Origin of the sequence: Pedomonas sp., assembly GCF_036515995.1 — a bacterium.
In the GTDB taxonomy this organism is placed as follows: Bacteria; Pseudomonadota; Alphaproteobacteria; order Sphingomonadales; family Sphingomonadaceae; genus Pedomonas.
Genome location: NZ_DATBUP010000025.1, coordinates 16,201 through 31,904 on the forward strand (window position 1 = coordinate 16,201; position 15,704 = coordinate 31,904).

At 60.5% G+C, this 15,704-nt stretch carries 7 protein-coding genes; 2 read left to right on the forward strand and 5 right to left on the reverse strand.

The window, feature by feature from the left end:
- Window positions 1-66 precede the first annotated feature (66 nt).
- From VIG90_RS02110 to VIG90_RS02120, 3 genes are all read right to left on the reverse strand, one after another.
- Window positions 67-1,713, reverse strand: a complete 1,647-nt coding sequence (locus VIG90_RS02110; protein WP_331591777.1) for an amidohydrolase family protein — start codon at window positions 1,711-1,713, stop codon at window positions 67-69.
- Between the two features lie 86 nt (window positions 1,714-1,799).
- Complete coding sequence (locus VIG90_RS02115) at window positions 1,800-4,727, reverse strand: TonB-dependent receptor plug domain-containing protein (RefSeq protein WP_331591778.1); 2,928 nt, start codon at window positions 4,725-4,727, stop codon at window positions 1,800-1,802.
- A gap of 362 nt (window positions 4,728-5,089) precedes the next feature.
- Window positions 5,090-7,450 carry a glycoside hydrolase family 127 protein gene (locus tag VIG90_RS02120; protein WP_331591779.1) on the reverse strand — a complete coding sequence of 787 codons (2,361 nt, stop codon included), beginning with the start codon at window positions 7,448-7,450 and terminating at the stop codon, window positions 5,090-5,092.
- Between the two features lie 265 nt (window positions 7,451-7,715).
- Between VIG90_RS02120 and VIG90_RS02125 the strand changes: the two genes are divergently transcribed.
- Window positions 7,716-9,491 (forward strand): DUF885 domain-containing protein, encoded by a 1,776-nt coding sequence (locus VIG90_RS02125; protein WP_331591780.1) that lies wholly within the window; start codon window positions 7,716-7,718, stop codon window positions 9,489-9,491.
- Window positions 9,492-9,493: 2 nt separating this feature from the next.
- Entirely contained in the window at window positions 9,494-9,991 is a 498-nt protein-coding gene (locus tag VIG90_RS02130) for an SgcJ/EcaC family oxidoreductase (RefSeq protein ID WP_331591781.1), read from the forward strand.
- Window positions 9,992-11,122: 1,131 nt separating this feature from the next.
- On the opposite strand, the gene VIG90_RS02135 is transcribed toward VIG90_RS02130, so the two are convergent.
- Together VIG90_RS02135 and VIG90_RS02140 are read right to left on the reverse strand one after the other, a co-directional pair.
- On the reverse strand, window positions 11,123-12,373 hold the full coding sequence (locus VIG90_RS02135) for a MucR family transcriptional regulator (RefSeq protein ID WP_331591782.1): 1,251 nt from the start codon (window positions 12,371-12,373) through the stop codon (window positions 11,123-11,125).
- Window positions 12,374-12,705: 332 nt separating this feature from the next.
- Window positions 12,706-15,174 carry an NAD-dependent epimerase/dehydratase family protein gene (locus tag VIG90_RS02140; RefSeq protein WP_331591783.1) on the reverse strand — a complete coding sequence of 823 codons (2,469 nt, stop codon included), beginning with the start codon at window positions 15,172-15,174 and terminating at the stop codon, window positions 12,706-12,708.
- Window positions 15,175-15,704: the final 530 nt, after the last annotated feature.

Below are 15,704 nucleotides of genomic sequence, written 5' to 3' on the forward strand. Positions count from 1 at the left end.
AGCTACAAAAAAGAAGGCGGTCCTTTGGAAGACCGCCTTCTCTTACATATTACGAATTTAGAAAGATCAGCGCGTGGTGTCCACCGCCTCGATCATCATCGGGCCCGGCGGCATGTTCCGCTCGGCCTTCTGCCTGGCCACCATTTCCCTAATTTCGGCGCGGAGCTTCTGTGCATCATAAATGATGCCGTCCTTCACCGTGTAGGAAATGCCGCCGATCCGCTCGACCTTGCCAGTCTCGTCGTTGAGCTTGATCGTGCCTGTGCCGAAAAGCAGCTTCAGGTTGGCAAGCGGATTGCCCTTCACGATAACAAGGTCAGCCTTGCGTCCGGCGCGGATGGTGCCAACTTCATGTTCGCGGCCAAGAACTTTGGCGCCTGCCTGGGTTGCGGCGTGGATGACCTCGAGCGGGCTGAAGCCTGCCTCGCGCAGCAACTCCATTTCCTGGATGTAGCCAAAGCCGTAGAGGTTGTAGATATAGCCGCTGTCACTGCCCACGGTGACGAGGCCGCCGCGGTTCTTGTAATCGTTCACGAACCGCATCCAGAGCCGGTAGTTTTCCTTCCACGCCATCTCCTTCTCCGTGGTCCAGTCGAACCAGTAGGAACCGTGGTTCACCCGGCTCGGGCGATACCAGTCCCACAGGCTCGGCATGGTGTACTCATCATGCCAGGCGGCGCGGCTCATGCGCATGAAATCGCGGCTGGTGAGGTAAGCGGTGAAGGTGGGGCTGAGGGCAAAATTGCGCTTCAGCAGTTCGTCCATGACCGCGGCCCAGCGTTCGGAACCCGGTTTGGCGGTCTGCTTCCACAGGCGCCCGGCCTCAGCAAAGCGCATTTCCTCGTCGTTATTCACATAATCATGCGGGAAGTCCTGGACCGTGCGGTCGATGAACATCGCCTCGGGCAAGCCATACCAGTGCTCCATGGAGTCGAGGCCGTGGGCCGAGGTCTTCAGCACGTTGGCATAAGAGACCAGCTGCTGGGCGTGATGCATGGTGGTCTTAAGGCCGAGCTTCTCCGCCTCATCAAGTGCAGCGAACAGCACATCCTCGGGAATACTGCCGAGGAACTTGATGCCGTCCGCATCCCTGCGCTTGGCCTCACGCATGGCCAGGCGCGCAGTCTCAGGGTCGTTCACCGGCTTGTCGAGAATGCTGTGAAAGAAGGGATAGAGTTCGAAGCGCGGGCCGACGATCTCGTTGCGATTGCTGCGCTGCTTGATGTCCGCCATCCACTCGATGGGCCGTTCGCTGCCCACGTCGCGGGCGGTCGTGATGCCGTGGCTCAGCCACAGCTTCAGGATGTAGTCCGCGGGGACATTTTGTCCGTCTTCCAGACTGTGCAGGTGGGTGTGGGTATCAACGAAACCCGGCAACACATAGTAGCCGGTCAGATCCATCTCATAATCGCCCTTGGGCGCGCGCAGGGCCTCGTCGATGACCTTGGGAGCGCCGATGGAGCGGATCTCGGCGATCTTGTCGCCGGAAATTACGATATCCACCGGGCCCTGGGCCGGTGCGCCCGTGCCATCCACGTATGTGACGTTGCGCAGCACGATGCGCTGGTAGGGGCCAACACCTTGGCTGCGCGGCGGGATGGGGTCGGCGATGGGGCCGGACCTGGACGGCGCGGCTGCGGCCATGTTGGGTGCCAGCGCTGCCAGGGCAAGGCCGAGCAGCGATTGGCGCAGCGTTATCCGGAGTGAGGTCATGTCTCAGTCTCTCCTCAAAAAAAACGCCGCCGAACGAATGTTCAGCGGCGCAAGGCGGGTAAGAAGTTCTAAACTCCGCTTTCGCTTTAGAAGCGGGCCCGTGCGCCGACGAAGAAGCGGCGGCCAATCACGTCGTAGAGGGACGGGTCGGTGTTGGCGTCGCCCGACAGGGCCGTGCCCATGATCGGCGGCTTGTTGTTGAACAGGTTATCGATACCGCCGAATACCTGGAGGGTCTCGGTGACGTCATAGGACGCAGAGGTATCAAAGTACCACTGGGCCTTGGTCTTCTCGACCGGGGATTTGACGCCCTCATAGAGCTTGAGACCGCCGATCATCCGGCCCTGCAGACGCCAGGTGAGCGGACCCGAGTTGTAGATCGTGCCCAGCAGCAGCTTGAAGTCAGGCACGGCGAACACACCAGTGCCGGTGCAGCCGCCGCCCATCTTGCCCGCGCAGTCGATCGGATCCTGGCCGGCCAGAACCTGGGTCGAGCGCTCGAACAGCCAGCTTGCAACAGCCGAGAGCGACAAGGTGGCGCCGTCGTCGCCCAGCGCCACGGCGTCCGGAAGATCCAAGCGATAGTCGGCCTGGGCGTCCAGACCCTCCACCTTGAGCGAGCCGATGTTGTTCAGCTGCGTCGAGATGTAGTCGACCTGGCCACTCGGCAGGCGGTGGATCGACTGGCAGGTGGCCGAAGTCGGGTCGAGGGAGGAGAAGCAGTCCGCCAGCGTCTGGTTGGCGTTCACGCTCGCGACGGCATCGGTCACCTTGACCTTGAAGTAGTCAATGGTGAAGTTCAGACGCGGCACCATCGGCGGAGAGATGACCGCGCCGACCGTGAAGGTCTTGGACTTTTCTTCCTGCAGGTTCGGGTTGCCGCCGCTGTCGGCATTGAAGCCGAGCGTCGCCTGGGTGAAGCTGTCGAGGTCTGCCGCCGGTACGCCCTGCGTGACGCAAAGCTGCTGCTGAGCAGCCGACGGATTATTGGACACGTCGCACGGATCGGTGCCGGTGGTGAAGCCGCGGCTGATCGGCGAGTACAGCTCGTTCAGAGTCGGCGCACGAATAGCGCTGTTGTAGGCCGAGCGGAAGCGCACCCAGTCAACCGGCGCATACTCGCCGCCGACCTTCCAGGTAAAGACGCTGCCAATGGTCGAGTAGTCGCCGTAACGGGCGGCGGCTTCGAGCGCCAGCGTGTCGGCAAACGCCATGCCGTCCAGAATGGGGACGCGCATTTCGCCGAACACTTCCTTCAAGTTGTAGTCACCGGCCATCGGACGCAGGGAGACCGGGCCATACTCCATGCCAAGGTCAAGTGCGCTCGGATTGAAATCGTACTTGTCCTTGCGATATTCGACGCCAAGGGCCACCGCCAGCGGACCAGCAGGCAGTTCGATCGGTGCGCCGCTGATGGAGGCGCCTGCCACCTGACGCTCGAACACTTCACTGTGCGCGCGAGTTGGGGTCAGGTAGGTGCCGGCTTCCTGACTGATGGAGCCGAGGCCGAAGATGTTGACCGGGACGCAGCCCAGGGTCTGGTTGCGGCAGACAACGTTGCCGTTGGCATCCACAATCGAGTCGAGGCCTTGGCTTAGGCGGGTCTGAGAGATCTGCCCTTCGATGCGGGTGTCAGTGCGGTTGCGCTGATACTGGTAGAAGGTATCCCAGCTCCAGTCGCTGCCGGCCACATGGAAGTCGCCGCGCAGGCCGCCTGTCAGGTTGAATGACGTGCGCTCGTAGGAATAGTAGCGCTGTCCCAGTTCGTCGGCACGGCGGCCGGCGCCGGCGATCTCGGCAGTGCCATCGCCGTCGGCGTCGAACACATGTGCGTTGTCAACGAAGAACTGGCGCAGGTTGGCAGGCAGGCTGGCGCTGTTGGCGTAGTTAGGCACCAGCAGAGTGGAGGACGGAGCACCAGGCGTCAGCGGAGTGAAGCTGTCAGGAGCCTGCTGGTAGTTGTTCGTCGTGTTGACGAAATACAGCTCGGTATAGGCCTGGACATTATCGGAAATGTCGAACTTGCCGATGGCCGAGATCTGGGTCCGTTCCATCGGGCGCAGCAAATAGTTGTCGGCCGCATAGTTATAGGCGTCCTGCGGCTGGCAGTACGGCAGCACTGCGCCGTTCTCGCCGAAGCGAATGCCGGTTATGGACGAGCAGTCGCCGCTTGGCGTCAGGTTAACGCCGACCAGGCTTTCACGCTGGCCCTCGCTCAGCGGCACGCGGGTGCCCGGAATGCTGCCCGAACCGCCTGGCATCAGTTCGCCGTTCACGGTGTCCAGCGGCACGCGGGAGAAGGAGCGGTCGCCCTGCATCACCTCGTCGCGGCGCGTGTAGGATGCAGAGACCACAACGTTGCCGCGGTCATCAGCGAAATTCGAGCCGTAGGTGACGTCGACCTTGTGTGAGGCGCCGTCGCCCTCGAAGGTCTGACCGTAGTTGTAGCTGGTCTCAAAACCCTCGAAGTTGTCCTTCAGGATAAAGTTGACCGCGCCGGCGATCGCATCGGAACCATAGACCGCGGATGCACCGCCGGTGATGATTTCCACGCGCTCGACCAGGGCGTCGGGGATGGAGGCAAGGTCAACCGAGCCGTCGGAGTTTGCCGGGATGAAGCGCCGGCCATTGACCAGCACCAAGGTGCGGGTGGCGCCAAGGCCGCGCAGGTTGGCGGTCAGAACGCCCGAGCCACCGCCGTTGTTGACGCTGGAGGTGTTGCCAGCCGCCAGCTGCGGGAATTCGTTCATGGTGTTTTCGATGGTGACACTGCCCGACATGGCAATGGCGCTGGCATCGACCACAGTCATGGGGCTGGGCGCCGCCAAGTCATTGCGAACGAGGCGCGAGCCGGTCACCACGATGGTATCCATTGCCGAGCCAGCCTGATCGACCGCGGCCGTGTCTTGTGCGAAGGCGCTCGCCGAGGCGAGCAGCACGGCGCTTCCCAGCAGCGTCGATGCCAGCAGTCGCGCTCTCCCACGCGACGGCCGCAAGTTTCCGTCCCTGTTCATATCCTCTCCCTTGTTTGCGCAACCGAGTCCCTTTTTCGGTTGTGCGTCCCTATTGCCTGTTGCCAGGCGATGCGGGCGGGAAAGCCAGCCACGTTCTTTGCGGGCTGAGCTTTCGTGGTCCACCCGTCGGTTCTCGGTGTTAACGGTTCCCCCGAATAACGTATACTAAATACGGTATGCGAAGATGGGCGGGAGTCAAGAAAGTGATAAGGGTGCTTTGCGGTGCAGGCTTAACTGTTGCCGAATTGTGACAGGCTGGCTCCGCATCGGCGTCCCAGAAGGGGCATTGCATCAGGCAAAACCGGGCAGGTCTGCGCGGTGGGACTTCCACGGCGCAGGCCTGCCCGGCGCATGTCGGACGCTTAGTTGGCTTGCAGCAGACGCATTCCGAAAATCGGGCCGCCGCGGTTGAGGCCAGCCTCCGGTTCGTAGCGCACCAGCACTTGTGTTTTCCCGCGTGTGAGCGCTTCGGGGACAGTGTAGTTCACTGTAAAGAACTCGCCAGGATTCTCGCCGTCCAGCCTTTGAGTGGCGATGCGCTGTCCGTCGATCAGGATATGGAAGTGCTTGTTGCGCTCCTCGCCCCAGTAAGTCGCCTGCAATACCAGCGGACCCGGGCGCACCTTCATGTGGAACTGTACATAGCCTTCCGAGCGCACGTCGCGGCCATGCCGGCCGCGGTAGGTGACCGGGTAGCTGTTCTTCGCTTCCAGCTGATGATCGCGTTCCGGCTGCATCTCGCCCAGATGCATGATATCGACCGAGCGTGCTTCCAGTTCGCGCTGGCGTGCCTGCTCGGCAGCAAAGGCCACCTGCGCGTCTGCCCACTGGGCATTGGTGAAGCGGCGGAAATAAACGGCCGTGCGCCGCTCCCACTGGCTGTAGAACGGATGGAATTCCAGATCCTTCGGGCGGCCGACGCCCTGGCTGCGGAATTGCTTCTGCTCGACCGACACGGGCACGAAGCCGGCCAGAAGTGTGTCGGAAACCAATGCGGGAGCCGGGCCGCTGAAGGGCTCCTCGGACGAGCCCATGTCCGCCGCCAGCACCACCGGGCCATGCAGGAGGGCAATCATGTCCGGATCATCGACCGTCGATTCCGTGCGCAGCTTCATCGGCAGGGTAAGGCTGATGCGGTCTCCCTTCCTCCACTTGCGGCGCAGGACGACGTAGCCGCTTCTGGCGTCAAACGGCTGGTCCATTCCATTGATGGCGACCTTTGCACCCTCGCACCAGGCGGGAATGCGCAGAGCAATCGCAAAGGCATCGGCCTGCGCAAGCTCCGTCAGGGTCAGGGTCACGTCCTCAGAAAAGGGATACCGGGTGTCGAGCCGGATGCTGGCATTGCGCTCGGTCCAGGTCACCTGCGAGGGGATGAACAGGTTGACGATCAGCGTATCGCCACCCTGCCAATAGATGCTCTCGCCATGTTTGGAATGGGTCTCGATGCCGGACCCGACACAGCACCAGAAATGCTCGAAGTCCTTTGAGAAGGTGCGGTGCGTGCCTGACATCAGCGGCACCATGTAGGCAAAGCCGCCGGTCTTCGGGTTCTGGTGGGCGAGCATGTGATTGAGGTGTGCCCGCTCATAGTAGTCAAACAGGTGTGCGCTGGGCGACCAGCTATAAAGATGCCGGGTCAGCTTCAGCATGTTGTAGGTGTTGCAGCTTTCGCAAGTCTGCTCGGTGATGTGCTTCGAGACCGTGCGTGCCGCCGGGAAATATTCCCGGTCCGCATTGCCACCGATCACATAGGAGTAATCGCGGACCACCGTCTCCCAGAAGAACTCTGCGGCGACGCGCTCCCTCGGGGCGTTGATGAGCTCATGAATGCGCGCAAGGCCGATGATTTTTGGAATTTGCGTGTTGGCGTGAATCCACGGCAGTGAATCCTGCCGGTTGCGAAGCGGGTCGAGAACCTTGCGATGGTCCAGGCGTCGGGCGAGCCTCAGCCAGCGTCCGTCCTTGGTGCGGGCGTAGAGCTCAGCGAAGCTCTCATTGATGCCGCCGTACTCGCAGTCCAGCACCTGCTGTACCTGCTCGTCGTTAAGCGCGGCGAACACCTTATCGATATAGCCGGCCAGCTTCACGGCGATGCGCAACGCATGCGGATTGCCGCACAAGGTCTCGGCATCGAAAAGGCCTGCGAACAGCTTGTGCCAGTTGTAGAAGGGCACCCAGCAGCCATTGAGATCGAAACCGGCGGAGCGGATGTCACCAGCCATGATTTCCGGGAAGATGACCTTTCCATCCTCCACCACGTCGCCGCGCTTGCGGGTGAAGCCTGCCACATAGCCATCGCCATGGGCGGCCTGCGCTTCTGCCAGCTCGCTGACAATATAATCCACGCGGCGCTTGCATTCGATGTCGCCGGTCTGGGCATGCATCAGCGACAGGGCGGTCAGGTAATGGCCAAGCGTGTGCCCAGCGATGGTATCGCTCTCCCAGCCGCCATAGACTTCGCCCTTAGGGCTAAGCCCGGCACTTGCGCGGAAGTTGTGCAGCAGGCGGTCAGGCTCCAGTCGGTGCAGGTAAGCGCGATTGGCCTCCACAGCATCCAGAAACGGGGAGGGCAGGAGTCGCACGTCGGCGAGTGGCAGCGGCGCTGCATGGGCAGGCAGAAGGCTGGCCCGCCCTGCCGCCAGGACCGAGGAGGGCAGGAGGGCACTAAGGGCTGCGGTGGCAAGCAGAGTCCGGCGATCGACAGTCAATGAGGTCGTCATAATTTTGGTATCCGCCTGTCGCTAAAATCGTATACGTAATACGATACGTAGCCACCTGCATCTGTCAAGGCGGGTTGCGGCGGTGGCCCGAGTTTGCAGCGCAGACGAACCAGCTTAGCGGGCAGTGCTCGGTGTACCTGCATGATTTTATGCATCTGCGGTGTTGACAGAACGGCCGATTCCGTATCGTATTCCGTATACGATTGTCGCCAAGCCGGGTGGCGGCAGGATAAATCAAACGGGGGTCCCGGCGAGGAGATATCGTATGCGCACTGCTTCCCTTATGCTCCGCGTGCTGCTGGCCTCAGCGGCGATTGGCGCCGTTCCCGCCACGCTCGTCAGCGCTTCTGCGGCGTCGGCTGCCCAAACCCAGACTGCAAACAGTGCCGATACGCGCCTGCGCAGCATCTACGAGGCGGAGTGGAAGTGGCGCCAGGCGGAGTTCGCCCGCACGCCCGATGGCAAACCTACGGCTCATCTGCCGAGCGTGAATGAGGCCAGCCAGCAGCGCCGCCTGGCCTATTGGGAAAATGTATTAAAGCAGCTGGATGCTATCCCGGTCGACCAGCTCTCTGCGGAAGAGAAGATCAACTACGATGTGTTTCGCGCCATGGTATGGGGCGACGCGGTTGACCTGCGGTATAAGTCCTATGAAGCGCCGTTCAATGCGGACACGTTCTTTTGGACCAGCCTCGGCTCCCGCAAGTCGCTGCTGACGATGGCGGAATATCAGGACTACCTTAGCCGCCTGCGCGAGATTCCGCGTTATTTCGATGAGCATATGACCAACATGCGTGCGGGTCTTGCGCGCGGTTATACCGTGCCGCGCGTGGCGATTGAAGGTCGCGACAAGACCATGGAGCCGTACCTGCGCACCGGCGAGGACAATCCGCTATTCGAGCCGTTCAAGCAGATTCCGGCCAACATTCCCGCGGCCCAGCGGGAGCAGATCAAGGCCGAGGGTCTGAAAGTCATTCGCGAGGTGGTGGCGCCATCCTACACCAAGCTGCACACCATGTTCCGCAGCGAATACATGCCCAAGGCCCGCAAGACAATTGCGTCAAAGGACCTGCCGAACGGCGACGCCTACTATCAGGACATGGTGCGCAAGTTCACCACCCTGGACATTACTGCAAAGGAAATTCACGAAACCGGCCTCAAGGAAGTGGCGCGCCTCACGGCCGCCATGGAGAAGACCAAGGAGAAGGCCGGCTTCAAGGGTACGCTGGCTGAGTTCCGGCACTTCCTGCGCACCGATCCGCAGTTCTACGCCAAGACGCCGTATGAACTGCTGGCCAAATCGGCCTACGTGTCAAAGAAGGCGGATGCTGCAATGAGCGAGACCATCGCGACGCTGCCGCGTTACCGCCACGGCATCATCCCCGTTCCCGAAGCGCTGGCGCCGATCTACACTGGCGGTCGCGGCGGTCTCGAGAACTGCATGATGAACACCTACAATCTGCCGGCCCGGTCGCTGTTCAACATCCCGGCGCTCACCGTGCACGAGTGCACGCCGGGCCACAGCTTCCAGGCGGCGCTGGCATTGGAAGCGCCGGAGCGGCCGGATTTCCGCAAGAACATCTACTTCTCCGGCTACGGCGAGGGGTGGGGTCTATACACCGAATATCTCGGCTACGAGATGGGCATCTACGAGACGCCCTATGACGAGTTCGGCCAGCTCTCCTACGAGATGTGGCGCGCGGCCCGTCTGGTCGTAGACACTGGCATTCACCAGTTCGGCTGGACCCGCCAGCAGGCGATCGATTACCTGATGAACAACACCGCCCTCACCCAGCATGAGGTGGTGAACGAAATTGACCGGTACATCGCCTGGCCGGGTCAGGCTGTGTCCTACAAGCTGGGTGAGCTGACGATCCGTCGCCTGCGCGCAGAGGCCGAAGCGGCGCTCGGCGAGAAATTCGACAAGCGTTACTTCCACGATGTGATCCTGCAGCTCGGCGCCGTGCCGTTGCCAACGCTGGAAGATCAGATCAAGAGGTTCATCGCCAACGGCGGCCACGGCCCAGGACAGGTCTCCTGAGGATGGGCGCTTACCTGCGTGCTGCCCTTCTGGCCCTCGGTCTTCTGCCTGTGGGTTCCTCTCCCGCCGCGTTGGCGGGCGAGGGGCCCGCGGCGGCCACGCTTGCGGGCGTGGACGTGGCGGCGGAAGAGGGGGCAATCCGGGGTGTCATTGCGGACATGGAGGCGGCCTGGAACCGTGGGGATTTTCGGGGCTACATGGCGGGCTTCGCCAATCCAGATGTAACTTTCGTCTCCCGCGGCCAGTTCCAGAAGGATTGGCAGGGCACGCTCGAACACTATATCCGTGATTACGGCGCGTCCGCTGACACCCGCGGGCAGCTGCACTTCTACGATATCTGGATTGAGATTCTGGCACCCGACGCGGCCCAGCTCATCAGTCGTTTCCGTCTCAGCCGTTCGCAAAAAACCCTCGATGGGATCAACACGCGGCTGATGCGCAAGCGCGACGGCAAATGGGTCATCGCGCTGAACCATGTCTCGGCTACGGAGACGCCATAACGGTCGGCGGTGGCTGCCTCTGCAGTTGCGAGTGCAGGCGCTGAAGACCCAAAAACAATAACTATCCCCAACGCGTAATATCTGACGGTCACGCCTACTCCTCCAGGCGTGGCCGTTATTTCTTGTGGACACCGCCCTTCCGAGGCCTCTCCGCAGACTCCGACGCTTTGTTCTGGAGGTTGAGCCGAGATCGGTAACGTATCCGGCCGCGCCAGGGCATTTGCTTCAAGCAGAAGCTTTTGCTGGCACGACCTATCCGGCTTCTTCTCCATGGAAGCGGGCATGGTGGTAATTCTGGTTATCAGGCCGCTGCGGACGTGTCTTATGGAGAAGTTTGGGTCCCTCTTTTGGGGCGGCAACTTTGCCGACGGCACCGGCGCTTATCCCTGATGAAACCTTTCAAAACCGCCCCTGCCCGAAATGCTCTAAACTGCCAGCAAAAAAGGGGTCCAGTTCTGTCCACGGCAAAGACCGGCTCACTCCGTGCACTTCATTGGCCGAAAGGGCTAAGGCCGCAGGTTTGCCCCCGTAGCAAGGCGATCGAGGTGTTTTGGGCCGATGCTTCAGACGCACATTATGGTCATGCTCAGAAAAGTTCGGCCAACTGGAGGCTGCTCCCAAATAAAGCTACGAGCTCAGCCTTGCGCTTCGTGCCTGTCTTCATGAAGATGCTCTTGCAGCACGGGCAGCCATGGCAGCCGTTCCATGATTGGAAATCGATGCTCGAGACACTCTCAGGCGTGTCGCTGTTCTGAAATGACGGAAGGGTCTGTTCGGAAAGGCGCTACTGCCGATTTACAATCTCCAGAATCTGGCAAAGCACGGATCAGGCGGCTATTTTGCGCCCATGGAGGAGCCGCAACTGATGATCGACGATATCAAAGCCAACCTTCCGAGCTTTGCACTGAGATTACCTGAGAAGGTGCGGTTCGCCTGTGAGCTAGCAAGAGGAAAGGGGACAGATCTTTATCCAGATCGAGCTTCCGAGCGTCCCTGTAATCCTATACTGATATGGTCGCGCATCTGAAAGCAGGCCTTATTTCAGGCCTGCCTGTCATGGGAATTGCTCATCCTGTTGCCAGGCTGGCTGATCGACCTTCTGCCGCACAACCAACCCGGCAGCAGCCTGATCTATTCCTTCTTGCCAAACAGTGACAAGGTGCCGGGCTTGCGCGCTTGGCGACGGACAACCTTCTCGACGATCACGTCCTTGCTGGCCCGGTTGGCTCTGGCCGCCGTGACGACGCGCCGGGTGGACTTGGCTCTCTTAACGGGTGCCGGTGCGGGCTCGGCTGCCTGTTCGGCCTTGGCTGACTTGGCGTATCCCAGGCCGCTTTTCTGTGCGAGACGGCGCTTTCTTTCAATGTAGCGCGGCGGTGCGGACGGATAATCGGCCGGGAGGTTCCATCTTTTGATGTAATCCTCCAGGCTCAGATTGAACCTGCTGCGGATGTAAGGTTTCAGCAGCGTGACCTTGCCGCCGTCCTCAAGACAGATGAGATGGTCTGGAAAGACGCTGGGGTGCGCGGCGCTTTCGGGATTGAGCTTCTTGGCAACGGCCGGTGTAATGCGCTGCGCCAGCCAGGTGTCGAGGTTCTTGTAAGCTGGATTGCTAATGTCCGTCATGATGACCGGAGCAATCTCCACACTCGGAGCCATGACGGGTTCCGCTCCGTCTGACAACGGCGGCAAGCCCTTTTTCTGTCTGTAAGCTGGCGTCACGGACGGAAAATCGGCCGGCAGATTCCATTTCTGGATATATGCCTCCAGCGTCATGTTGAAGCGCCGCTCAAGGTGAGGTTTCAGCAACTTGACTGAACGGCCATCCTCCAGACAGATAAAATGATCATAGTGCAGCGACGGGTGTATGCTGCCATTCCGGTTCAGCTTCTTGGCAACCTCCGGCGTAATGCGCTCTGCCAGCCAGGGATCAAGGCCTGCATAGGCCGGATTTTCAACGGCTGCGGCCTCGCCGGAAGTCCCGGCAGGATCGTCATGGTGAGCGTCCGTCGGGCGCGGGGTCGAGGCTGAAGTTTCGGTGCCAACTAAGGAAAGAAGGTCGTTCTCAGGTGCGGGCGCAACTGAAGATGAGATAGACTCGCTCTGGGCTTTGCTGACGCGAACTATTTCGCTCGGCTGGGGCGACGCATCGGTCGGTGTGATGACCAGGCCCGAGGCGGGTGTAACTGGCGCCAGGGCCAACGCGGCCTCTTTGGCGACCAGTTCACTCGGATCGCTGTCTGCAGCTTCCTCGCTTTGAATTTGCTTTAGCGTCTTGTGAATGGAGTGGAGGAAATCCGGAACCTTGTCGGCAGAAACCGGATTGATGGACAGATGCGCCGAGGCCAGGCGAACGGTCATCTCCAGGAGGTCGGTTGTCATCAGGATGTTTCTCGATCTAATAAAATTTTATTAGCTAGTAGGCGGAGAGGCGATGCCAACTTTGCAAGGAACGGGCAGGAAGGAGAGGTGATCCAAAAGAAGATCTTGTGAACCTTCCTGCAGGCTCACCGCCCTTTAGGACCTGTAGGCCGATATTGTCAATGCTACTGCCGATGAAGGACCTTTTTATCCGAGGCGCAGATATAGTTGCGGCGTCCGATTTGCCTTGTGGGATTTGTCTGCACTTCGTTTCCTAAGCTTCCGATTCTAAGCTGCATCAATTCAGTAAAGTTGGGTGATTGTGCCGGAGTGCTGGGGCGGATTCACGGACGTTAAATAATCAATGGGCTCCACGCACCATAACGATTGCGAATTGGCCCGCGTGGGAAAGAGAGAGCAATGAGCGCCGCGCCGCATGCAAGGCTGGCAACCAGGGAAATACCCGTCGCATCATAAAGGAAAGGCGTGACGCACAGGGCAATGCCCAGCGGGATGTTCAGGAAACGCATGGGCCGTGCTACCTCTGCGCTGGCGATGGAAACAATCGTTAATACCAGAGAGCCGATCAAATGATCGGCATTTGCCATGGTGCCATCGTTGCCCAGCGTGACACGGGTAAGCAGCAACCACAGCCCGATGAGGCCTGACAGGGCCAGCGGCAAGGGCAGGCTGACGCCTCCGGTCAGCATATCCTTGAGGACAGCACGCGGCTTGCGGGCAAACTCGTCTTCCCGTGCTGATGCTTCTCCATCGTCTGTATCCCCGAACAGCAGAACATAGAGCCAGTTCCGGCCTGCTTTCACGCGCCGCCGGATAAACTGGATCGTCGCTAAAAGTTCATCAAGCGAGTAGGGGATCTGGATCAGCATGACAGCAGCGGCGATGAGTGCGGGCAGGCTCCAGGTTCCCAGAAGGATCGGCTGGATGATGATAAAGAAGATGGATGTAATTCCCAGAGGCGCGATCATCAGGCCGAAGATCAATACCAGCCACGGCATGGTGCGCCAGCGCTGGCGTGAGCCGACAATGCCGGTCAGAATCTCCAGCGCATAGGTATAGGCGCCAACTGCCGCGTCTGAGACGGGCCAGGCTTCCGATACCCAGGAGGTAATGATCTCTTCTGTGCCATTGCGAGGATCAGCAGCGGATCCACCGAACACCGGGTCCCACGCCGCCGGGTTATGGCCGAGTTGATAGGCGGCCAGATGGCGCGAAATGATGAGACCGATGACGGCCAGAGCGATGATTGGCAGGCGCTGTGACCAGTCGGACGGGTTGTAGCTCCACCCTGGCGGAGTGTCAGGCCCGGTCAGGGCAGCGGCTGCAGAGGGGCCGGGCTCGGGCTGGATGGCGACAGCAAAGGCAAAGACCAGCATGCCCACCAGTGTGTCCGCAAGGTAAGCTGCGGCGTTTTCAGTCCAGAACAGGAAAGGGGCGGCCATGACCAAGGCGCCGATAGCAGCGCAGACCCAGCGTGCCCACTGGGCCCGCCATGACAGGGCGATGGAGGCAAACGCAACAAGAGCGATACCAAGGATCACCTCCGTCCAGGCCAGCCCGGGTTCGCGCACGTTGATGGCCCAGGGCTGGCTGAGCAACCAAATGCCAAGGCCGATGTTGGCGAAGTGGGGCCAGCGGTTCTGACCATGATCGATGCGGATCCGCTCCTGCCGGTCGGCAAATAGTTCTTGTGGTTGAATGCCTGTTTCGGCCGCCGCCTTAAGAGCCTCGGGCGGTGCGATCTTGTTGGTTTTGTACCAGCCGATCGGATCACTTTTCAAGGCGGCTACCATCCCCGGGAGCTCGGATTTCAACCGGTGCTTTGGTTCCCAGCCCAGCAGATGCCGCGCACGCGAGATGTCCAGCGCGTAGTGGTCATCGGCCATGGCAACCATGAAAGGCTTGATGAATGGTTTCTCACCCTGGTCGATCATATCGGGAATAACCGGCTCGAGCTTTTCCTGCGCCCAGGCTCCTGCGGCCGCTACGGCCTTGGGCAGGCGCAGAGTGGGCCAGTCGTTGCTGCCATGGAGGAGATAGCCCAGTTCGTCCTGCAGGGCATCGTAGCCAACCGCATCCATCTCGCCGATGAGCACTTCGGTTTCCGGCGGCAGTTCTTTGCGGCGGTCAACCGTGCGACGGAAGGCATCGAGCATGTCCTCTCGGTGGAGCATGGCCTGCCCGACAAGTGTAGAACCTGAGTAGAAATAGCTCTCCAGATCCCGCTCGTAGACCCGCGCCATTTGCTGGGCCATGGTCGGCACCGTTGACTGCTCGTCGTAGACGCCCGCCAAACGCAGCAGCACGTAGGGTATTGCACCATGCTCGGCCTTGATGACGGCTTCTGCCTCGGCCTTGGAGCGGGGATAGGCCCAGCGGGGGTCAATCGGCTGGTTTTCGTCGATGCGCTCGCCGGGGCGACACGGGGCATGGACCAGCATAGTGCTGGCATAGACGAACTGTTCGACCTCGAAGTTCGCCAAAGCATGCAGCAGGCGGCGGGTCCCCTCGACATTGACAGTCGAATAGAGCGGGTTCTCCTCCCCGGAGAAATCGAAATAAGCCACAAGATGAAGCACGCTGGCGATCCGGCCTCCACATCTGTCGTGCAGTTGCGCCATGGCTTTGCGAACGGAGCTGTCGGAGGTGAAGTCAGCCTCTATGACCGGAAAGCCGACATCCATCGCCTTGAGATCAAGGCCGACGACGCGGTAATCAGGCATCAAGGCAAATGCCAGAGACCGGCCAAGATTGCCGGTTGCACCGGTTATGACAACAATCGGCTTGCTTTCATCGTTCACCGGATCTTTCCCCCAGCCCTGTCATTTGCAGTACAACGTAAGTCTGTCGGGTGCCGTTCCGCCCATACAGACCGAGGTGGGCCTGAAGATCAGCAGTCAGGGACAGATTTGGCCAATTGACGGAACCGGCTTTAGGATCGCTCGCTTAATCAGGGGATGACCCATTCCGCTCGATTTCAGCAGGTGGTCCTGCGCAAACATCGTCTAAACCAGCGCTCCAGCGCGAGCGCTGGCCACCTCGTCATGGCCGAGAACCTACTCTTTTGTCGGTCCGCATCTGAACCGGGATGGCTTGATGCCGGCAGTGTCGACCGGGCCAGGCGGGCCTGGGGATTGGGTCAACGGGATACAGACTCCTGCCGAGCGCTGGCCACCGGGAGACAGCTGATGATGAGGCGTATACGAACCGGAAGTCAGACGATTTAGGCCGCAAGCACCTGTCAGGGCTCCCATGATGAAGCGCGCACGACGGCATGAGGTCATCCGGACACAAATGCCAGAGGGTCCGGCAGAGCAGACTTCATAGGGGG

Coding starts and splice junctions, on each gene's coding strand:
- VIG90_RS02120 (WP_331591779.1), bottom strand. CDS start 7,450: ATGACGACCTCATTGACTGTCGATCGCCGGACTCTGCTTGCCACCGCA.
- VIG90_RS02115 (WP_331591778.1), bottom strand. CDS start 4,727: ATGAACAGGGACGGAAACTTGCGGCCGTCGCGTGGGAGAGCGCGACTG.
- VIG90_RS02135 (WP_331591782.1), bottom strand. CDS start 12,373: ATGACAACCGACCTCCTGGAGATGACCGTTCGCCTGGCCTCGGCGCAT.
- VIG90_RS02125 (WP_331591780.1), top strand. CDS start 7,716: ATGCGCACTGCTTCCCTTATGCTCCGCGTGCTGCTGGCCTCAGCGGCG.
- VIG90_RS02110 (WP_331591777.1), bottom strand. CDS start 1,713: ATGACCTCACTCCGGATAACGCTGCGCCAATCGCTGCTCGGCCTTGCC.
- VIG90_RS02130 (WP_331591781.1), top strand. CDS start 9,494: ATGGGCGCTTACCTGCGTGCTGCCCTTCTGGCCCTCGGTCTTCTGCCT.